Annotated in this window: 12 protein-coding genes; 7 read left to right on the top strand and 5 right to left on the bottom strand. The window is 37.1% G+C overall.

Annotated features, from left to right (window positions below):
* Positions 1-18 precede the first annotated feature (18 nt).
* The gene (locus GNP81_RS15965) at positions 19-10104 is read right to left on the bottom strand and encodes a DUF11 domain-containing protein (protein WP_155674357.1); all 10086 of its coding nucleotides are present in this window, start codon (positions 10102-10104) and stop codon (positions 19-21) included.
* A gap of 394 nt (positions 10105-10498) precedes the next feature.
* Between GNP81_RS15965 and GNP81_RS15960 the strand changes: the two genes are divergently transcribed.
* The 4 genes from GNP81_RS15960 to ylqF all read left to right on the top strand — a co-directional run bounded on the left by GNP81_RS15960 (position 10499) and on the right by ylqF (position 15251).
* On the top strand, positions 10499-11299 hold the full coding sequence (locus GNP81_RS15960) for an EAL domain-containing protein (RefSeq protein ID WP_155657918.1): 801 nt from the start codon (positions 10499-10501) through the stop codon (positions 11297-11299).
* A 302-nt stretch (positions 11300-11601) separates the two neighbouring features.
* Positions 11602-13713, top strand: a complete 2112-nt coding sequence (locus GNP81_RS15955) for an LruC domain-containing protein (RefSeq protein ID WP_155674358.1) — start codon at positions 11602-11604, stop codon at positions 13711-13713.
* A 12-nt stretch (positions 13714-13725) separates the two neighbouring features.
* The gene (locus GNP81_RS15950) at positions 13726-14175 is read left to right on the top strand and encodes a hypothetical protein (protein WP_155674359.1); all 450 of its coding nucleotides are present in this window, start codon (positions 13726-13728) and stop codon (positions 14173-14175) included.
* Positions 14176-14315: 140 nt separating this feature from the next.
* Complete coding sequence (gene ylqF, locus GNP81_RS15945; protein ID WP_005422686.1) at positions 14316-15251, top strand: ribosome biogenesis GTPase YlqF; 936 nt, start codon at positions 14316-14318, stop codon at positions 15249-15251.
* 66 nt (positions 15252-15317) lie between these two features.
* Here the strand turns inward: ylqF and GNP81_RS15940 are convergent, their stop codons facing one another.
* Positions 15318-16286 carry a CobW family GTP-binding protein gene (locus GNP81_RS15940; RefSeq protein ID WP_155657921.1) on the bottom strand — a complete coding sequence of 323 codons (969 nt, stop codon included), beginning with the start codon at positions 16284-16286 and terminating at the stop codon, positions 15318-15320.
* A 190-nt stretch (positions 16287-16476) separates the two neighbouring features.
* On the opposite strand from GNP81_RS15940, the gene GNP81_RS15935 reads away from it, so the two are divergent.
* From GNP81_RS15935 to gltS, 3 genes are all read left to right on the top strand, one after another.
* Complete coding sequence (locus GNP81_RS15935; protein ID WP_155657922.1) at positions 16477-18303, top strand: ABC transporter ATP-binding protein; 1827 nt, start codon at positions 16477-16479, stop codon at positions 18301-18303.
* Positions 18304-18479: 176 nt separating this feature from the next.
* Positions 18480-19475, top strand: a complete 996-nt coding sequence (locus GNP81_RS15930; protein ID WP_155653432.1) for a Solitary outer membrane autotransporter beta-barrel domain — start codon at positions 18480-18482, stop codon at positions 19473-19475.
* 220 nt (positions 19476-19695) lie between these two features.
* A complete protein-coding gene (gene gltS / locus GNP81_RS15925; RefSeq protein WP_005422679.1) occupies positions 19696-20919 on the top strand; it encodes a sodium/glutamate symporter in 1224 nt (407 codons plus the stop codon).
* 86 nt (positions 20920-21005) lie between these two features.
* On the opposite strand, the gene GNP81_RS15920 is transcribed toward gltS, so the two are convergent.
* The 3 genes from GNP81_RS15920 to GNP81_RS15910 form a co-directional block, all read right to left on the bottom strand.
* Positions 21006-22622 (bottom strand): HD domain-containing phosphohydrolase, encoded by a 1617-nt coding sequence (locus tag GNP81_RS15920; protein WP_236798273.1) that lies wholly within the window; start codon positions 22620-22622, stop codon positions 21006-21008.
* Between the two features lie 151 nt (positions 22623-22773).
* Entirely contained in the window at positions 22774-23259 is a 486-nt protein-coding gene (locus GNP81_RS15915; protein WP_155674360.1) for a hypothetical protein, read from the bottom strand.
* A gap of 42 nt (positions 23260-23301) precedes the next feature.
* Positions 23302-23724 (bottom strand): DUF3010 family protein, encoded by a 423-nt coding sequence (locus tag GNP81_RS15910; RefSeq protein WP_054775757.1) that lies wholly within the window; start codon positions 23722-23724, stop codon positions 23302-23304.
* Positions 23725-23985 lie beyond the last annotated feature (261 nt).

The following is a 23985-nucleotide window of genomic DNA, read 5'->3' as shown; positions in this document are numbered from 1 at the left end:
TAACTTCTCTTCTTTTTATTATTTTGAGTTATTTTTTTCTTCACTTTGCACACTAAAGTTAAATTTAGTCAGTGCATGTGGCGTTATTCGTAATACCTTCGGATTTTCACTAATTACTGTCATCCCTGTAGGCAATGAATCGCTATCAACTTTTACAAGGAATTGTTTTCCTTTTTTATCTAATACCCATTGATCAGGTACGTGATAACGACCATATTGATCGGTTTCTATAATGATCCCTTCAACGGTTAATAACCTTACTCCTGGAATACCATCTTCATACAAGCCCATATTTTCGATGATAATTTCCCACAAATAATGGTCGCCATCTTTATAGAGATTACGAGTAACATTCAGATTTTCACCAGTTAGCCCTTCTTGTCTGTCTCCTGTATGGCTTGTTATTACACTGTCGTCTTTTTTAAACAGGATATGGGTGCCATCTTCAGTTTCTACAGTAAAATCAAATTTATCTTTAGTGATTGTTGCAAATTGCAATACTGCTTTATTGCCTTCTGGCAAAGTCCTATTTCTTGATAAACCAAATAGATGATCAATGACAATACTTTTATTGATAGGTGCAATATCGCTTTCGCTTACGTTTTCTTCTTGGCCTAGAATCTCTAAAGTTGTTGAATTTGATACGTACGCTGACTTAGGTATATCTGCAGTAATTTTAATCTCATAAGCCGTTGCTTCTGCTTGATAGCCATCGCCGTTATGATCTTCAAATACTTTTCCAATAATTGATGCGGTATCAAATAACTTATCAGGCGTAATTTCAACGGTAGCACTACTCATGTTTGACTTAATTTGCAGAGGCCCACTCGTCATTCCTTCTGCTGGTGTCATGGCATAAGCAGTATTGACATAACTGCCAAAGGTCGCACCAACGGTTACTCGCAACAAATAACGCACACGTACCTTTTCTTGAATAGTTGAGCCACTTGAACCATATGCAAGCATATCGCCAATGTTAAATGTTAATACATTAGTAATACTTGGTTCTTGAGTATTAAATACATCATCAAATGTATCGAACTGGCCATCAGGTCCACTGTTTGTTATTTCTGTTGAACCTTCCACATATTGAAAACCAGAAGGGTATCTATCTTCTAATTTCACCCCTTTAAATTCAGCTTCATTATGATTTTCAATGATGACTTCGTACTCAATGACATCACCCACTTGGGCTGAGTCTTTAAGCGCTTGTTTGGTTACTTGCAGTTCACCTTCATTATCAGCAAACTTCTTAACGTGAATAGTTACGCTGTCTTCCGCCGTTATTCCTCTCGGAGTCGTGACAGTAAATGTGTTAGTTATATCATCATCAAGACCTTTACCAATTTGACCAACAATAATGATTTCAAATGCGTTACCTTCATATGCTTTTAGCGTTTGAGTTGAATCTAAATCAACCGAACTTTGAGTATCTACAACAGCGCCACTTGGAAATTCAATAATTTTTGCCGTCCATTCAGTAAATAATGGATTGCCATTTGCACCTTGTAGTTTTGATATTTCATCAACTAGGCGAACCCCCGTTACGTCTGATGATCCTCGGTTAGTGACACCTAAAGTAAAGGTAATTTCATCATCATCATTGGTATATTCTGATTTATCTGCCACTTTTTTAACCATAAGAACCACTTCTTCTGGTTTTAAAATGGCGGTTGAGTCAATAGTCGTTGTGCCATCATCCATGCTTGCTGTGTTGCTTATTTCACCTAATGCATCAGGATTAACAGCACCACTAACAATAAAATCGACAGTAGCATTTGGGGCAAGGTTAATGGTGACATCAAGATCATTTCCGATAGGCAGTGGATCTATTGTTGTTGTGTCATATTTGTCATTTTGTATTTCATAATCAATACGCCAAGAGCTGAACGCATCTTCAGTGCCACCTAAAATAGTCGTTACTTTTAAGTCGCTAATTAAATCAGTTACTTTAATATTTTGAGCAAAACTGGCGGCGTTGTTCACTAATGTAATATGGAATTCAGCTTCTTCTCCTGCAACATAATTTCCTTCTTGAGTGCCATCTTTTAATGTTTTTTCAAATGAAACACTTTGAAGTTCTGGTTTTAACTCTGCTTCTTTAGTTACTGTTACGCCATTAAAATCCATAACAGCCGTATTTTTAATGGTGCCTACTGCTTTTTGATTTACATCGCCACTTACTGTGAAGGTTACGGTATCTAATGGAGCTAAATCGATATTAACTTCGATATCTTCATTAATAGTGGCACTTGTTCGAGTAATAACAGTATTCGGATCATTGGCTTCCACATCTAATACCCAATGACTGAATGCTTGCTCTGTTGTTCCATCAATCGTCTCGACCGTTAATGCTGAGATGATATCATCAACTTTTATGTCATCTGCAAAGCCATTCGTTTCATTTTTAACCGTAATAATGAAATCAGACGATTCCCCTGGAACATAAAACTCTACCGGCGCTTCTTTTGTTAAAATCACAGTTGGAATAATCGGAACACTGATCGCTTCAGCCGTTTGTGATACACCATCTAGCTCAATCGTTACTGTATTTTTTACTTCACCGTGAATCGTAGGTAACAATGTTGCACTCAGTGTAATAGTTAGCTCATCATTTGGTGCTATTTCGATGACTCCATTAATATCACCTGAATGTATAGTTGGAATAGTTGTCTCACCTGTTAATGAGTTGCCACTAATAGTTATTGAATTAGGGTCAAAAGCAGTAATAGTTGCACCGTCAATCGTTGTACTTTCAATCTTTGATAAAAAATCACTGATTTGAACGTCTTTCGCCCATGCGCCTGTGGTGTTTGTCACTTTAATGGTGTAAGTCAGCGTATCTCCCGCCTCATACACCGGTTTATCAACGGTTTTACTTACTGTTAACGCCGCTAATTCAGGTGTGTATGTTGCTTCTGCTCTTTTTAATTTATTTTCAGCATCAGTCACGTTAACGATGTTAGTAATGTCTCCCATTGCCTTATCATTAACTTGCCCTTCAAGATGCAGTTGGATCTTATGCGACGGTGCAATGTTATAATTGACTTCATAACCTGATGACCCGGTAATTTCACTACCCGATATTGGCTTAGACAATGACGGTTCTGTGCCAACTACATTTATATTTGTTATGTCCCACTGTGCGAATACTTGTCCATCACGAGCCTGTCCCGCAAAATCCGTTTTAATACTTTTACTTAAATCACTAATATTAACGTTAGTTAAGTAACCACCACCTATGTTTTCAATTTCAACATCAAAACCAATTACTTCACCTGGAACATAGGTTGCTGGGGTTTTTGTTGCTGATTTTGATACGGTTAACTCTCCCTTTTCAGGTACGATATAACCAACATCAACGCGATAATCAGCTCCATTGATCGTTACTGTATTTGTAAATTGGCCAATAGCATCTTTACGTATTACCCCTGTGATCTTAATTTCAACTTCAGTCAATGTTGAATCAAGATGTCTTGCTGCCATTTTTATTACGGAATTAATATCACCACTCGTAGGTAAACTGCTTATATCCGTATAACTTGGTGTCGAATCATGATCACCGTCAGAGATAACCGTAGAAGCGATAGTCCAAGATTCCAATGCTGATTTCATTGTGCCATCTGCCGTTTCCACCATGAATGATGAAATGGGATCAACAACGGTGACCTCTGTATTGGTATCCGATTTATTTAATATCCGAATGGTATAATTGATCGTCTGTCCAGGTGCATAACTATCGATATCAGATTGTTTGATTGCGATAATTCTCGCGGTTCCAGCATCAAGCGTTACATCATTAGTATTAACACCATCAACTTGTGCAATATTAGTGATCGACCCTGTTGCATCATTCGAGACCGTTCCTGATATTTCAAATTTAACTGTATCACCTGACATTAAATCGAATGTAGCATTCAGATCAGATGTTCCTTCATATTGACCAGTAATAGAAAAACGAGATGGATCTGGTTGCTCAAGTAAATGAACATTAGTTAATGAATATGCACTACCACCATCTGATGTTTTAATTGAGCTTACAATATCTTTAATTACTACATCATTAGCTGTACCTTCCCCGTCATTTCTTACAATCACCTCATAAGTTACTTGACCACTAGGGTTATATTGGCAGCCACTTCCTGTTGATGATGGAAAAGAACAAGTACTACTGTCTGCTGTCGTATTGGTTACTAATTTTTCAAAAACAAGTTTTGGTGCGACAGGAGGAATAGGATCCGTATTAACGGTATTATTTCCACCAATAGCGGTGTTTGCGTCAACAATACCAACGGCATCAGTACGAATTTGTCCCGTGATTGTGAACGTTATCTCTTCCATTGGTGCGATATCAAGCCCATCAGCTTCTTTTATATCAACATCCCCTTTGGGATCATAATCAAGAGGTTTAGTATCAACGCTACCATTTAAACCTGTTGTTACAACATCAGTAATGTTGGTATTGGTTAATGCAGATTCGATACCTCCACCAATCACTTCCACTTTTATCTCAGAAAGCAGATCTTGAATAATGGTGTTATCACGCCATACAGGTTGAATATTCTTAACGATAAATTGATATTCAACCATATCTCCCGGTTTATAAGTATCACCACTACTGTATGGTTTCCCACCTACTGAAATAATGGTTTTTGACACTTCTAAGCCTGAAGGGTCTGAAGTAATGCTTGATTTTGGAAGATTACTACCGCCATAAGTTGGCGTAATTTTTATCGCATCTAAACTGTCATCACGAATTTGCGATTCCATCACAAAATCAATCCATCCATTTGGAGCTATTGACACTGATGGAATATCAATATCTGCATTATTTCCGCCGACAAAACCACCAATAGAAGTCGTTGGTTCGCCCGATGTTGTTGCTGTTACTGTCCAGCCATTCGGTTGATACACAGACGCTTTATCATTATTGCCTTGACCTACAGCAGTTTGTGCTAATCGTACTTTTAGCTCTGAAAACTTTTCAATAAGCGCCTTTCCATATTCAAGACCATCACCCGTGTTTTCAATTCGCAGATGATAAAAGACCTTTTGTTGCTCTGTTTGATGGTTGTAGGTTTTCTTAACACTAGTCAGAGCATTATCAGAATAAGCTTTATGTAGTTTGTTTAATGTTACAGGCAGCATCACTGAACGATCTGATGTCACAGCATGTCGCCCATCAATCAAGGCACTATTTTTAAATTCGCCTACTGCATTTTCAACAATATGAGCTTTAATTTTATACCTAACATATGAGCCAAGCGGATCTGAACTTTTAGCAGCTAAATCAAATTCTGTATCAATATCTCTATTATCTTGAACACTTCCAGGATTGGATATTGGGCTTCTGTCCGTTTCAGTGACAATCTGCCAACTATCAAACGCTGGACATTGCTCTATCGAGCCCGTTGTTACATTGTAACAATTAGTCTTAATTGAACGAATTCGGTCAGTGATAGTAATGTCGTTTAAGTGAACCTCATTATCATTGGTTATTTCTATTTGATACTCAATAAAACCATCAGGTTTATAGCCAGCCAGACCACTACTCAACTTAGTCACGCCATCAGTATCATAATAAGCAAGAATCGATTTTGAATACTCAAACTTTTGAGCATCTGGTTTAGATAATGCACTTACACGATCACCATTGACCGATAATATATTAATAATATCGCCTGTTGCTGTTGGATTTACCGTAGTAGTAACAACATAGTCAATGGTAGCACCCGCAGGGATTGAAGCTCTTGTATTTAAATCTCTACCATCCGTAGTGGTTCCAACCTGAACATTACTGCCTGGTGCATTGCCACTCACTTGAGGATCAATCGTCCAACCCGGCAAAAATGCGGATCCCATCGTTCCATCAACTAACTCAACTTGTACTTTTGATATTTCATCTAGAACAGGGATATCATAAGCATTGCCCTTACCATCATTAGTAATAATCAGGTGATAAGTTAAGGTCTCGCCAGGTTTATAGTTCAATTCATCCACTTCTTTAGAGAAGGTTAAGTGGAACTCATTTGGACGTACCGTAATTCCACCAATCGTAATATCACCGACGGCATCATTACGAACAATTCCTTTCACGGTATAAAGAACGTAGTCTCCACCCGCAACATCAATGGTAGTATCAATGTTCTTATTATCTTCCACCACGCCATCTAAAGTGCCGTTGGTTGTGCCTTTTCCACCATTCGTATCGTCTTTGTCTACGGTAACGCTAAATGTATTTAAAAATGGATTAGCAGACGAGCCGTCCATCAATAAAACATTTAAACCAAGAATATCTTCCAATACCTTATGATTATTTAAATACCCTGTTTTAGATAAAACTTTGACGGTATAAGTCAGTTCATCACCAGGACTGTAGTATTGGTTAGAACTGCCATTAACAAGCAAATTTCTAACCGTGTCAGCACCGTTCCAAGCGATTTCATTTTCGTGATGAGATACGTGTGACGCTTCATCCACTTCACCAAAATCACGATATACATACGCATCATTTGGCAATAAGTTAGTTTCGGAACCAGATATTACGGTACCAACATAGTTATCTTTTACTTTGGCTTTAATTTGAAAGATTTTAGCTTCTTGTGGTGCAAGCTCTAACGTGTCACCAGAGCCTTTTACAGGGTAAATAAAATCTTCATTAGTAGTAGGGCCAAATGTAGTTTCGCCATCTAATTTTATTTGCCAATATTCAAAAGGTGACTTATCCAAGTCATCTTGAAAATGATCGTCTTTATCATTCGCTAGCACAGATTTAATTTCTGACATCAGATCAGCAACGGTTAGTCGATCAGCGGTGACCGTTGAGCTATTATTAAATAGTGTGATGGTATAAGTGATGTCCTCACCTGGCACCACTTTTACTTTATCTGATGTTTTTAAAATTGAAACATTAAATTTTTCGGTAACAACATCTTTACCAATTTCAGCAGTTGATGAATGATCAGTTCCCGTTGCAGGATCGTGAATTTCAGCGGTGTTTGATATTTCTTCTTTTGCATAATCTGATTTTACGATACCGGTTACAGAATACACAACATATCCCATTCCACCAAAAGAGCCCGCAGATTCTTGCGGATCAATATCAATGTTTGAATTTATGTTATTTCCATCTTGCCAATTTAACTTATCGTCTGTAAAACTACCACTATTAGGATGTCCTTCCGTTGATGCCTCTATTTTCCAGCCGGGTTCAAAAACATCCATTCCAATAATGTCATCTTTTACATCAACATCATTTGCATAACCTGCGCCTTTATTAAAAACGTAAATATCGAAAGTAACTTCTTTACCAATTTCAAAATGCTCATTACTGCTGGTTTTTGTTACAAACACATCAGGATCTTTGGGCCTAACCCAAGCATTGTCACTATTTGATTTACCATTATCTGGCGTAGTTACTGTGGCAACGTTATTAAAACTACCCCACACGATTTTGTTAGGGTTAGTACGATCAATTTGTGCAGTGATTGTATAAATAATACGAACATTCGGTGGAATTTGGGCTGTAGTATCAAGATCCTTATTATTTTCAACAATACCAACATCCGTCGCAGCTAACAGATCAGCTTCTTCTTGCGCTGACAAACCTGATGTATCAACAACTTCTTTATCTACATCAATCGTCCACGTGGTAAAAACAGGCATTAATGTATTATCTGGTTCTAACATATCAGCTTGAATGGTAGATATTGGATCAGTCACATTTACATTCGTAGCATAACCATTTGATTTATCATTTTTTAATACCAACTGATAAGTAATTTCAGTTGCAGGTTTAGAGTAAGAAGTCTGTTCACCACTAAATGACGTCGCTCCATTCACCTTTACTGATTTGTTTATCGAAACCGTAAAATCTCTAGGTACAGAGCCTCTATCCGCAATAGCTTTTCCATCAACAATCACTTCATTGGTAATTGTGCCATTCGCGGTATTAGATGTTCTCGCTTTTACTGTATATGTTACGATTGTTTTTGGTTCAATCGTTGCTTCAACATCTAAAATATCTGGAGATATAATGACTCCTGCAATCCCTGTATCTGTTGACGTAGCTGGCGTACCATCAATATGCTCAGCGTTTGCCGTAATTACCCAGTTAGAATAAGCAGGTACAGGAGATCCATTGATGTCATCTACCATGATAGATGCAAGATCATCAACTACTGGCACTTGATTGGCAAAACCATCACCATTATTCGTTACTTTAATCGTATAAGTAAGCAATTGTCCTGCTGAGTAATAATAAGAATCGACGTCTTTGGTTACAGAAAGACTATCGTCAGGCATTTCAACCCCTGTTCCACCTTCAGATACATCATCAACACAACTTGGATCATCATCAATAATAGTTCCAACACTCGTGTCATTTACTATTGCTGTTAATTTATAAATAACTTTCTTACCTGGTGCGATATCAGGTGATATGGCTAAATCCCCAGTCTGACTCGCACCATAATTGAATTTACCTGCGTCAGTACCAATCTTGTCTTTACCATCCGTAACTTCCAATTTCCAAGATTTGAATGCGCTTCCTTGCCCAGCACCACCAGCTTGTTCTGTTTTTATACATGATAATTTATCTACAATGATCAAATTATTAGCAAAGTATTTATTAGATGTATTCTCAACAGTAATGTCATAGACAACTGCTCCCCCAGGAACATATTCACTCTGAGCAGTATCTTTGGTGATTTTGATTTCCGAATCACTTGTTTGTAATACTCTTTCAGCATCAATCGACGTTGAGATTTGGCTTGTTGAACCGGCTAATGAACCATCAGATTTAAGCACCTTTGCAATTAAATTGTTGATTGTCCCAACAGTTACAGGAGTAATGATAGTTTTTATCGAGTAATCAATGGTTTCATTTGGATAAACCGATACTAAGTCATCAAAAACAGCATCTGATAATGAACCACTAGTATTTAACGCAGAAAGAGAATGCGAGCCTATATTGTCAACTTTCGCAATCCATGATTGATAAGGGTTACCTTGGACATCGGTATGATCATACTTTGCTTCATCTAAATCATTACCTAATGTTGATAATAATGTAGCAATATTATGTTGAACCCGATAATTATGAACGATTCCACCACCAGTATTTTCAACACTAAGACGAATAAGCATTTCACCATTAATCAAATAAGGCGAAGTTTGATCAAATTCATGTAATGTTATTTCCAATTCGCCAGACGAAGGGGGTGTCGTTAATTCGTTACTATTTACACTACCATCTTTGGTACTTGAAATTGCAGAAGTGACAATGTCACCAACCAACGTATCCACAACAGTGGCTTTAATTGTATAAGTTAAACTTCCGCCTACATCAATTACAGCATCAATTACTTCTAGGTCACCTTGCAAAGGAAAAGAACCAATATCACTATTTACCCCACTCTTCTTTGCACTAATGGTCACTGATGAAAATGGCGAAATTAATGTACCGTCAATGGACTCAACAGATAGAGACGCAAAAAGTTGATTAATAGATAAATGTTGTACTTTATAGCTACCTGTATTTTGGGCTACAAGTGTATAGGTTATTTGCTGACCAAGACCATATTCAGTTTTATCTGAAGAAAGTGTTAATGAATATTCATATGGTGCTGGCTGAACAATAGCGATATTTGAATCAATTGTTTCTGTATCTGTTGTCGCTGTAGCCTGAACTGAAATATCATCTTGAGCAAGTTCTGATACGTTTGCTAAAACGGTATAAGTTAATGTGCCACCTGAGTTTAATTTTGCATTGGAAACAATAAGGTCGCCAGATGTATTAAAATCCCCCTTATTAGAGAACCATGTCGCCTTTCCAGAAATCTCGGTAGATTGAAAAGCGAGTTCACTGCCTGACATCACAGATAAAAAATCAGCCGATAGAGAAATATTGTCGATGGAATTCGATGTTAAGTTATCAACAGTGATGGTATACGTCACTGTACTATTATTTTCATAAACAACAGGATTAGAAGTTACAGTAACGGATAGGTCTGCAGCTGCAGCATGGTTTATCTGCAACAAAGAACTCACAAAAAAGATAATCATACTTATCAGAGTACAATTCAATCGTAAAAATGATTTCATATCTTAATTTATCCAACCTGCAACATGTTAAAAGTTCAAACTCAAGGTTAACCATTTCACTCGTCAATCGAACAAGAAATGCAAAGGTGTCAATTAAATATTAATTTAACTTAATTTTTGTATCATTTGTGAGAGTAATTGTTAAATCAAGACTTATAGCAATAAATTATTTATAAATGAGCTCAAGGTATTAATTTTCTGATAAAAAGAGCTAAATACATTGACTAACCAAATGCATTAATCACAGTTATGTTTACTTTTATTGGGTTCCCTACTCACCAAATTCTTAACTATGAAACACTAAATCTGTGATTTCACTCGATTATTCTTTTTCGGTCATTTGATTAATGCTATTGATTCAGATATCAATACTTGAACGTATAAGGAGTTACGAATGCTATTGGCAACACAGGAAGAGTTTCAAACTCATTTATTCATTGATGACGCAGGTTCATATTGCGCTCAATATGACGGCTTCACTTTGAGAAGTGTTTTCCAACCAATATTTGATAAGAAAATGAATATTTTTGGTTATGAAGCATTACTTAGAATTCAAGACTCAAATGATCAGCCAATCAGACCCGACCTTTTCTTTTCGGACTTATCTCGCACCTTAGAACAGATACTAAATATCGAACGCTTAAGTCGGGTTATTCATATTCGAAACTTTTCTATCTTTGCTCCATTAAATTGCAAACTATTCTTAAATGTTTTGCCTGAATCTGCAGTGCTTCTTTATACCAGTCATTTACCTGATATAAATGCAATGCTATTAGAGTCAAGAATCAGTGCATTAAATCTATCTCCACAAAACATCGTATTTGAATTAGTAGAATTTCATTACCAAGATGAAAAGAGGCTCATCGATGCTATCGAGATGATCAAAGAGCACGATTTTTTTGTCGCTATTGACGACTATGGTTCGGAAGCCTCTTCTGCAAAGCGAGTTTCACAATTAAACCCAAACGTAATTAAAATCGATCGCGCTCTATTACTAAAGTATGAAGCAGGCGTCAAAGCCCCTCTTTTATCAGCTCTATCTATAGCAAAAAAACAAGATGCTTTGACGATTGTTGAAGGGGTAGAAACACCTCATCAATATGAATTAATGAAAAAATTGAATATTGGTTATTTCCAAGGATTTTTGCTTGGAAAACCCTTACCTTTACACGAACAAAATCATCAAGCAGCTTAACATTTCTTAATGAGTTGCAGATGGGTAAGCATCCATCTGTTACTTATTAATCACTTGTAAAATTTATATTCTCATATTGATTCCTATATTGAGGATAACTCCACTTATCGAAATAGCTCACGTCGCCTCACCCATAGAAAAGGAAAAATTAATAGCTATATTTCAATTGATTACATATATTCCCCCCTTCCTCTACTCTAAATGGTATGCGTATTGCTTGATACATAAATAATCGAGTTTTTTCACGTGTTAGAGCTTTCAATTTTTGGGAGCATCTCATCTAGATAGAGTAGAGGCTGACTATGAAATACAAGCAACTTATACCAATTATTGCTCTCGCTACTGCGAGTATTCCTATTCATGCAACCGTCGTCGATTTGGATTTCTCAAATCATATTGAAGCGACGAATTTAAATAATAGTTTTGGCCCCTCATATGATGGCCCTGTTATGCACTTCTTAAATGTTGGGGTTCATAATGGTAAAACTATTGATGCGAAGATAAGCAGCCGAATTATTGGCGATGCCACTTTCCTATACCACACCCCTAATTACAAAGAAGGCTCAACACAACCAAGCGGTGACATTGGCTTCCTATACCAAACAAACTCTCCGGGTCCTGCTGGTCTCATTTATACTTTTGAATTTTTTGACGGTACCGATGGATTATCAGGGACATTTTCAATCCCTTATACGATTCCTGAATTTGAAATGATTGGTTACGACATTGATGGTGAGCCAGTACAATCAGAACAAGTTCGTGTATATAAAAACGAAGGTTTTTTCAGCTATCAAACCGGTTCTGCAGGAGCGAGTCTAACAGCAGAAGAAAGTTCTGATGGTCTTTCAGTGTTATTCACAGGCCCAGGAACAAACTATAATGAAACCGATACTTCAGGTGCTGTAAAATTCACCTATAAAAACACCTCTATTGTTACTCTTCAATTTGAAACCGTTACCGCTAGCAACAGTCCTTTGCCAAACCCAATTTTTTCTGCTTTTGACGGTAACTGGGATCTTGATGACTTTACTTCACCAATTGGAAGCTCTGATGAATCTGATTTTGGTGATGCTCCTGATAGCTACAACACCTTAAAATCAAATGACGGCGCAGAGCATGCTATGACAAGTACCCTTTACTTAGGTAGTAGCGTCGATGCAGATACAGATGGTCAACCAGGAATAGCGTCAAATGGAGATGATCTCGATGTTGACGGTAACGACGATGACGGTATCACTATCTTAACCAGTTTAGAAAAAGGATTAGACGCATTAATAAATGTAAGTGCCAGTGGCAGTGGTTATCTACAAGCATGGGCTGACTGGGATATGAACGGCTCATTTGATGAAGGCGAACAAATTTTAACAAACCACCCAGTTGTGAGTGGCGTACAAGTCGTCCCAATTAGAGTCAGCGACAACGCAATTATTGGTTCAGTACAAACTCGTTTCCGTTTATCAAGCAACCCTAATATACCAAGCTCTGGTTACGTTGGTGATGGTGAGGTCGAAGACTATGTTTTTGATGTTACTGACCCAGGAACCACGATTCAGCACTCTGGTTATTACACTGCAGCGTTTGAGGATAACTGGCCTGAAATTGGTGATTTTGACTTAAATGATGTGGTTGCCTATTACCGTACTACCATTGTGAGTAAAGATGGTGAAGTATTACGATTTGATATCACAGGGACCATCATGGCATATGGTGCATCTTATGGTAACGGTTTAGGCTGGAAGCTTAATGGTTTCTCTGAATCAGATATAAACCTTTCGTTAGCTCGTTTAGAAAAAAATGGCGTCACTCGAGCGAATATTTCACCATTTACAGGTGAAGATAAATCTATTGGCTCTCCGGGTGGAGACTTGGTTGTTGTTGCTTCATTGAATCTACGAGAAGACATAATCATTAACGAAGAGTGTAAATTCCACCGTACAAATCCATCATGTAGTGCATCACTTGAATCAGAGCAGATGACATTTAGCATCTCACTTCCTTTCAATGATGGTAGTGAGCCTAGCGTAAGTTCACTGTTGCCACTAAATGGTGCCGACCCATTCATATTTGCTGCAGGCTATGGTTTGTATCACGGTGATAGCTTCTCTACAGCCCCTGGGACAGACTTAGAAATTCACACAGCGGATTTCCCACCAACAAGTAGAGGGACATTAGTCAGTAGTTTCTATGGTATTGCTCAGGATGATTCAGACCCTGCAACAAGTAAATACTACCGTACAACCGGAAATCTTCCATGGGGAATATTAATTTCATCACCTTGGGATCATCCATCAGAATATATTGATATTGGTGATGCTTACCCAGACTTCGCCGAATGGGCAACATCAGGCGGTACAGAGAAAACAACTTGGTACCTTAACCCTACACCTAGTAATACTTGGTCAACTGCTGACTAACAAGGAGGATTTATGAAACGAGTTAATTTATTACTAAGTATCGCCATCATTACTTTTCTTTCTGCATGTAGTGATTCTTCATCAGGCACATCGGGGGGAGCAGCACCAGCGGCTGCGGATGTTCCTAAAAAAGAAAGCGGTATTAAAACAAGTGAGTTGTCTGTACCAGAAGGCTTTACATTCTCAACAGAACGAGAAGTCACTTTTGACCTTTCTGTTGCAAGCTCTCAAAGCGATCGAGGTTTTATGTCTATCTACACTGAATTTAATGAAGGTGCCGTAGACTATACTTCTCAAATCATTCTAACTCCAATGAATGACAGTACCGAATTTAAAAGCAGCATGATGCTTCCAAACCACGTTGATAAGGTTTGGGTGGAAATTTGGTACCCTTCAGCACTAGGTAGTGAAATTAAACAGATGATAGATATCGTTGATAATACTGTTGTTGCCACTTTATAAACATCATTAAAACTAAGTCTTAATTTAAACGGCCTATTTAGGCCGTTTTTTATACAAAATGGCCAAGCAATACAAGGAGCTCTTTACACTTTCCACTTTACCGTTAAAATAACCCTTTTCGTTTTTAAAGGATTCACGCCATGTCCATCCAATGGTTCCCGGGACACATGCACAAAGCTCGTAAAGAGATTGAAGAAGTTGTGCCAAAAATCGATGTTATCATTGAAGTTCTTGACGCCCGTATTCCTTTTAGTAGTGAAAATCCGCTTATCTCTTCTATTCGTAAAGACAAACCGTGTGTAAAAGTACTTAATAAGCGTGATTTATCGGATCCAGAAGTGACTCAACTTTGGATTGAGCATTTAGAAAAAGAACAAGGCGTAACTGCAATGGCGGTTACAACCGAAAACCCTGAAGAAATTCATAAGATCATGGAAGTATGTCGTAAACTTGTTCCTCACAGAGAGGCAATGGGCAAAAACGTTCGCACTATGATCATGGGTATTCCTAACGTTGGTAAATCAACAATTATCAATACCCTTGCAGGCCGAACTATCGCTGTTACTGGTAACCAACCAGCAGTTACACGCCGTCAACAACGCATTAATCTTCAAAATGGTGTGGTGCTTTCTGATACTCCAGGAATTTTATGGCCAAAAGTTGAAAACCCACACAGTGGTTTCCGTCTAGCGGCAACTGGTGCAGTAAAAGATACAGCAATGGAATATGACGAAGTTGCATTCTACACCGTTGAATATCTTGCTAAACAATACCCAGAGCGTTTAAAAGAGCGTTACAAATTAGATGAACTACCAGACAATGATTTAGAACTAATGGAAGCGATTGGTCGCAGCCGTGGTTGTTTACAAGCTGGTGGTCGAATCAACCTTTACAAAGCGTCTGAGATTTTACTTCACGAATTACGTTCAGGAGTTCTTGGTCAAGTGACTCTTGAATTACCAGAAATGATCACAGAAGAGTTAATTCAAGTTGAAATTGATGCCGCTCGTAAAGAAGAAGAAAAAGCAAAGAAAAAAGAAGAGCGTCGTAAACGTTATCTGAAAAACAAACGCTAATTTTCCATTACAAAAATGCAAATGGGGAGCTTTACGCTCCCCTTTTTATTCATATATCAATATCGATTATTCAATGATCAAACTTAGCAATATTGTTTCTAATTGATCCCATGGAAGCAATTGAGTATCGATAACTTCAAGTTTCGACTCCATTCCTTCAATACTTAATTGATTAACAGAGACAACACGGTTAGCCACATTAAATGCATAACACCCTTTATCAGTATTCATTACCGCTTTAATTCGTTCCGCATTCAAATCTGATAACATTGAAAACAACTCTTCAAAATCAAACACTGACTCTGCACCAAAGAACCACCCACAACTTACATAGCCTTGGCCTTTATTCTCTTTTCTGCAAAACTTCTGACCAGGTTCAAGAGCCATTTCGACAATATCTTGTTCTGCATGATGATGGTGGTGTTCTTCAATTGTTAGTTCAATATTACGCTCTTGATCAAGCCAAGATTGCGGTAGCTCACCATGATTTATCTTCGTCGTTTTAGGTTGAGTTGGCAGTTCTTTTGCCCATGAATCAAATAAACACTCATCGTAATCTGAAGCCATATCCATCTTAGTCGCGACAACGACATCAGAAATACCCAATTGATCGTTAAAGTTCTGATTAGACACATACTTATCGTCAGATAGATTTCTAGGATCGACAAGACCAATCGTTGCTTTCAAATCAATGTACTTTTCATAGTTCTCTGATTGTAAAATAGCAATGATTTTTTTAGGATGCCCTAACCCTGTTGGTTCAATAATTAAACGATCCGGTTTTTGTCTCAGTAATGCATTAATACCAACAGACATAGGAAGGCCTGCGGTGCAACACATGCAGCCACCAGGAACTTCCTTCACCATAGCACCGCCCTCAGCAAGAAAAGCACCATCAATACCAACTTCACCAAATTCATTAACCAAAACAGCCCAAGATTCATTTTCTGGTTTGTTTTTTAATAATTGTAATATGGTCGTCGTTTTCCCTACACCAAGAAAACCTGTAATAATATTGGTTGGTATTTTTTTCATTTTCTTACTCTGTTGTGATGGTATTTTTTTATGATACCTCTACTGAGTCTCAACCTACTAATTTTTTTAATAAACAGCTCTACTTATCCTATAAAAACATTACAATAAGCGCTTGATTTAGGTTATGTTAATAATATGTACAAACAACTTCACCACAGTGAATGTTGGTTAATAATTTTAAGGTTTAATTATGTTTAAATTCTTTGAGCGGTTAACGACTGCTTTTCCAAAACAAGAGCCCGACCAACCACCCAAAGGTTTGTATGCATTCTGTCGTCATTATACTAAAGGCTTTGAAGTTCCATTAATTAGCATGTCACTATTAAGTGCCATTATTGCCATGATCGAAGTATCATTATTTGGCTTTATGGGACAGCTCGTTGATTGGCTATCAACTCATGATCGAGAGACCTTTTTAGCTCAAGAAGGACAAACATTACTACTACTTGGTTTTTTAATTGTTGTTATTGTTCCTATCCTTTTATTTGTACATTCTTTGCTAACGCACCAAACGTTATTAGGTAACTACCCTATGGCAATTCGTTGGCAAGCACACCGTTACTTACTAAAACAAAGTGTTTCATTTTACTCAGATGACTTTGCTGGTCGTATTGCAACAAAAGTAATGCAAACGGCTTTAGCTGTTCGTGAAACGGTAATGAAGTTATTAGATGTATTGGTTTATGTTTCTGTTTACTTTACTTCCATGGTTGTCATGGTTGGTCAAGCAGACTGGAGATTAATGCTACCAATGCTCATTTGGTTTGCAGCTTACGTAGCGATTCAATTTCATTTTGTACCTAAACTGAAAGCCATTTCAGAACAACAAGCTGATGCACGTTCAACAATGACAGGACGTGTGGTTGATAGTTACACCAACATCAACACCGTCAAACTCTTTAGCCACAGTAAACGAGAGACTCAATACGCTGAAGAAGGCATGGAAGAATTTTTAGGTACTGTTCATAAGCAAATGCGTTTAGCAACAGGGATTAATATCTCTGTTGAGATCATTAACTACTTATTGGTTTTCTCAATTGCTGCCGTTTCTATTGCGCTCTGGTTAGACAATGTACTTAGTGTGGGTGCCATTGCAATTGCGATTAGTTTAGCTTTGCGTGTAAACGGAATGTCGCACTGGATAATGTGGGAAATCAGTTCTCTCTTTGAAAATCTTGGTACCGTTACAGATGGTATTAATACTCTTTCTAAACCTATTGAAATTACAGATAAAGAAAACGCTTCAGAATTAAACGTATCTAAAGGAACCATTAAATTCGACAACGTAAACTTTAATTATGGTGAAAACAAAAGCGTAATTAATGATTTGAACTTAGAAATTAAACCAGGCGAAAAAATTGGTTTAGTGGGTCGTTCTGGTGCTGGCAAATCTACTCTTGTTAATTTATTACTGCGTTTTCATGATGTTGAGTCAGGTTCGATATCTATTGACGGTCAAGATATTAGAGATGTCACGCAGGACTCATTAAGAAGTCAAATTGGTATGGTAAGCCAAGATACCTCCCTACTTCATCGTTCTATTCGCGATAATATAAAGTATGGCCGTCCAGATGCTACGGATGAAGATCTATTCGCAGCAACTAAACAAGCGCAAGCTCACGAGTTCATTGAAACCTTAACGGATTCTTTTGGTAGCAAAGGCTATGATGCGCAAGTTGGTGAGCGTGGTGTGAAATTATCGGGAGGTCAACGCCAACGTATCGCTATCTCGCGTGTATTATTAAAAGATGCACCTTTACTAATTTTAGATGAAGCAACTTCAGCATTAGATTCTGAAGTTGAAGCAGCGATCCAAGATAGTCTTGATGAACTAATGCAAGGCAAAACTGTTATCGCAATTGCACACCGTTTATCTACCATTGCAGCAATGGATCGCTTATTAGTGATGGATAAAGGTCAAGTTGTTGAGCAAGGCACACATAAAGAGCTCGTTGCATTAGGTGGCATTTACGCTCAACTTTGGAACCATCAAACAGGTGGGTTCATTAGCGAATAACATAAGTTCTAAGATAAATAAACACGCTGCTAACGTTCATGTAGCGTGTTTATCTTACCTGGAATAATTTTATCTCGATTATCATTTAAGATACTGATTTAAAGTAGATTAATACTTGATTTTGAACTAAATTGTATCTAGATATTTATAAATTAACGATATAAGGTTATAAACGAATGATAAGGCTACGTCCTTCACTGCTTGTTATGATATTGCTTTATTTAGCATACGATAAAGCGGAAGCCCGTAACTTTACTCCTGCAAGCCAATTTGAAGAAGCCTTCGCTACATCATTAGTTTTATCAGACAGTAATATGATCACTTTCGGTATTGCTGACTTCAACCCAAACCGCTATTTATCTAAAGATGAAAATAACCCTGATAATGGCTTAGGCAGCAATGATTCCATTCAGCTGCGTAACCAAATGACGGTATATTCTTTACCTTATACTTTTGAACTCACTGAAGATCCTGACTCTCGTTGGTCACATGAACTCACAGTAAGAGCTTCATATGTTAATACAGATATTGATGTCGAGTTCAAAGATAAAAGCTCCCCTGATTCTGATTTAGATGAAATATTTGGTTTATATGCAGAATACGCACAAAACTACGATTTCTATGAGAATTGGACCATTTCTGTCGGTAATGCGTTTCATTTAATGCATTATAGAAACACTCATACTTACAATTCTGATTTCAGTCAGAGTTTCGCTCCCGTTTTAGACGGTTTGTACTACAACGTATCAAGTAATGCGTTCATTATTGAACCCAAAATTACCTTCCAATATAAAAAAGAAACCGATTGGGGTGAATGGCGTTTTAACAATAGTTACCACTATGCTTATGGACAAGGTTTTGGTGGCTCATCAGATTACAGCTCTGATGCAAATCCTGAGGTTTGGCGTTTCGTAAACAGCATTCAACTGCGATATAACATGGCACATTGGAATCGTTTAGCACAAGTTTTATACCTAAAAGCCAAACGAGTTGATCTTGGTGGAGACGCAAATGAACCACTTGGAACCGACTTTTATTATGAGTTCAATATTGCATGGTTAATCGATACGAGAAAGTGGATTTCTTTAGTTGATAATGTTGGAATCGGCTTCACATTTAACGTGGGTAGCGCCCTACGCGGCGGCAGCATTGTACTTTTTTACGATGAATAGCAACCAAATTTTTCATACTTATTTTCAATATTAACAGTGCATTCATATGTTTTACCATGCGCTAACCCAACTCTATTAATAAAAATGATACTATCAGTCCCTGAAATCAGACAATATCTAGATTAAGAATGCATTAAAATACATGTATTCTTCATTTATTTTCGCATAATTTAAAATTGTGGACGAAACTATAAATTAGATATTTCAACTTAGGAGTACTATGTCACACACTCTATCTATTGGTGCGCTTGAATCATTTTTAATTGCAATTGCCGTGTTATTCCTCGGCCACTTGATCAATTCAAAAGTCGTACTATTCAAAAAATACAATATCCCAGAGCCAATTGTAGGTGGGTTAATCGTAGCTTTTTTCATTACGATCCTACATTTCCAAGGGATCAACTTAAAGTTCTCACTGCCATTACAAAGCACATTCATGTTGATGTTCTTTAGTACAGTCGGACTTGCTGCAAACTACAAACAATTAATTAAAGGCGGAAGTAAAGTATTTATCTTCCTTGCTGTAGCTTCTGTTTATATCATTATTCAAAATGGTATTGGCGTCAGCCTTGCTAGCTTAATGGGACTTGACCCTCTTATGGGTTTAATCGCAGGTTCAATTACACTATCTGGCGGTCATGGTACAGGTGCAGCTTGGTCACATACATTTGCTGAGACATACCATTTAAATACGCTTGAGCTTGCAATGGCTTCAGCTACATTTGGTTTAATCATGGGTGGATTAATTGGTAGCCCTATCGCACAAAAATTAATTCATAAGCATAATTTAGAATCAGAATACGGCACTGGCGTTGATACACATTCACGCTTCCCTGAAGTTGTTACCTACAATGAACGTGAAGAAGAAAAAGTAACCGCAAAAAAAGTGATCGAGACATTATTTGTGTTACTGCTTTGTGTAGTTGGTGCTGGTCATCTTGGTGATTTCATCGCAACATTTGACATCGCATGGTTAAAAATACCTGATTTTGTATACGCTCTATTCATTGGTGTGTTCATTACAAATATTACCGAAGTCACTAAAGTGCATAAAATAGATACTGAAACAGTCGATATTTTAGGTACAGTTTCATTAGCGCTGTTTTTAGCAATGGCTTTGATGAGTCTTAAGCTGTGGAATATCTTTGACTTAGCAATTCCATTACTTATCATTCTTTCTATTCAAACTGTTGTACTTGCATTATTCTCATATTTTGTGACCTTCAGAGTAATGGGTTCAAATTATGATGCAGCGGTTATGGCTGGTGGTCATTGTGGTTTTGGTCTTGGAGCTACACCTACAGCGGTAATGAACATGGGTTCATTAGTTTCTCGCTTCGGCCCTTCTCCACAAGCATTTATGGTCGTTCCAATTGTTGGTGCTTTCTTTATTGATATCGTAAATTTGATTATTTTACAAACTTACATCAGTTTTATCGGGTAAGAAAAACCAAGAAAAAAGCCCTAGCTCTCATGGAGTTAGGGCTTTTTTTATGCCAAGAAGTTAACTTGCTTTTGTTAACTTTATTTTTAGTCTGGGTATTCAAGTCGAATATCAATAAAACTGTATATGTTATCTAGAAATAATTGAGACAAGTCCGGATCAAATTGTCGGCCTCGTTCTCGTTTAAACAACTCAATAACTCTTTCTAATGGCCATGCTTCTTTATAACAACGTTTACTCATAAGAGCATCAAACACATCAACAATGGCTGTTATTCTTGCAAAAATATGGATTTCTTCACCTTTTAACTGGTTTGGGTACCCTTTTCCATCCCATCTTTCATGGTGTTCTAATGCAATTCGAGCCGCTGATTGCATTATTTCTCCATCACCAGACATCAATAGTTTGTATCCCATAACCGTATGAGTCTCGATAATTGTTCTTTCTTCTAAAGTGAGCTTTCCCGGTTTATCTAAAATAGCTTCAGGAATCCCTATTTTACCCACATCATGCATAGGGCTAATAACTTCAAGTAATTTATATTCTGATTGTGGTAGTTCATATAAACGTCCAAGCAAGGAAGACATTTTTGCGACACGCTTTACGTGATTTCCCGTTTCACCAGAACGAGTTTCAATTGCCTCTCCAAGGACGTTGATCATCTCTTTTTGGACGTTCAATGTCTTCTTTTGTAATTTGAGAATATGTGTTTTATTTTCGTCTAATTCTTTTTTACGTAAAATCGCAATATACTGAGTAACAATTATCCCTAACATCATAATGATAAGCAGAGCTGTTACGGATATGATATTTCTGTTTTTATATAAGTATGATTCAGGCTCATTAACAATGCTTGAAGCATAAGGTAGATCGTCTCTATCTATATTAAATTTATCTACTATCCCATAGTCAAATACATAACCTTCCCATGCTACAGGATATGCTGATACTTTTTCGTTAACCGTAAAATGAAGTTTATTTGATAGCGATAAAATGGATTGGATCCCTAAAGCATATGAACGGTTAACATAACCACCTAATACGCCATATCCAATGTAGTGTTCCCAAAATACAAAAATAGGAATATTACTTTTTTTAGATAAAATAGAAGCAATGGCACCGTAGTCATAGTAATTACCTTTTTTTAATTCAGTATTAAAATGAGTTAAAAACGCAACCGAGTCATCGCCCGCTTTTTCCAAAAACTGCTCAGCTTCTTTTAAAGATAAATCATCAATAATTTTAATTGTAAGGTTAGGAAATACCTTAGCATCTTCTATGAATTGTTGTCTTACTAGTTGGGAGGTCAAGCTGTTATCGCTAAACAGATAAACAGTTTTTCTATCAGGAAACAGAGATTGTGAAAGTTTTAAATTTTTAACAATATGATCGCGTTCATAGTAGACAGTTGTTCTATCTTCTATATCAGCTAAATCGATTGACAGATTATTGATACCTACAGCAACGATAGGTAACTTAGGAAAAGTTTTGTTTGCGTTTTTAATTAAGAAATTAAGTGCATTATCATCCGAGGCAATGATCGCATCAAAATACCCTTCCGAGTATTTGTGCTTCAAGTATGTTAAATATTGCGCTTTGTAGTCATTACCGTTTACACGCTTAGAATCCATGTACTCAACAGAAAGTCGAACATTCCTATCAACTTTAGCAATGGATTCTGAAATCCCCTGTTGTATATTCATTGTCCATTCATAAGATGGGCTATATGAATGCAACACAAGTATATTCAGTGGTTTCATTTCATGTGCAAACAAACTAATTGGTGCAAATAAAAAAACAAAACCACAAACTAGAGATAGGTAATGACGCATGTTTCAAGACTCTGAAGATGTATTAGGCTTTAATACAAGTTGTAAAAGTAGTCCCATGTAAACTTGATTGTTGCTCCATTACAGATCCTAAGAATCCATCAACATCAAGGGTATTATCCGTAATAACGATATCTGAAATAAATAGTTCGCCATCAATAACTTGCGATAAACACGCAGCAATTGGCATCATTCCATTTAAAGCAACAAATAACTGATATTCTTCTGACAATTCGATTTGAGTCAAAAACTCAAGTACATCGTCATATTCTTTATCCCATTGTTTTGCAACAATCATTGCCCAACGAATAGTAAGCCTATGTTCTGTAACAGGTAAAACAAATACACCATCAGAGATATTTGAATTAACAAATTCAAGCTTAGTTGGTACACATGGATTTTGACTTAGATAGATATCTTTACCTCTAAGACTTTCAGGCGTTGGGAAATCAACATTTACCTGTTCTGCCAACCAAGATAACTTGTTCTTGTTGAATGTTTCGCTACTCATATCACCTACAAAAAAGGATGGTACCCCATCCTTTAATTTAAATTAGAAATTCAAAAATGCATAACCTGTTTCGTAGGCATCTTGCTGGTAGCCTTTTAGGCCAATTTCTTTTACGCGAATCATTTCTGGTGCACGTTTCAGGCTTGCTTTTTGATCAGCAGCGCTAAGAACTTCTACTTCAACATCTTCAATAAGTTGAATTGCAGCTTCTAATTTAAAGCCAACAGCACCACCTGCAAATTTACCTTTCATTAAACGTTCTTTGATAACAACCGTTTCAACTTGGTAATCTTGCATTAATTTTTTAAATTTAAATTGAAAATCACGGATTGATTCCGTTTTTGATGGCTCAACAATATCAAATTTAGCTACTCGACAATCAGGTAAGTCGATCATGCCATCTGATTTATTGATTAAACAGATGATTGCTTCATTACCTTTAAGCTCTACGCCACATACTTTCATTCTAAAATCCTAACAATGTCTTGAACCCGTTGATTATAGGCTTAAATTGATGAGATTGATACGTTGAATCGAAGATAAAAGCAATCTAACTTGAATCATTGACCCCATATATTGCAAAAATCAGGAACGCACATGCGTGGTTGGGATGGAGAGCTACAAGCGCTTAATAAAAGAACCATTAAAGCAACAGTAATCATTTGTTTTTTCAAGTTATATCTCCACTCATATATTTTATCCAACGCATACTAATACATATCACCT

Source organism: Aliivibrio fischeri (genome assembly GCF_009727955.1).
GTDB classification, from domain to species: domain Bacteria; phylum Pseudomonadota; class Gammaproteobacteria; order Enterobacterales; family Vibrionaceae; genus Aliivibrio; species Aliivibrio fischeri_A.
The sequence above is the reverse complement of the archived record's forward strand: the minus strand, read 5'-3'. Positions and strand labels throughout refer to the sequence as shown.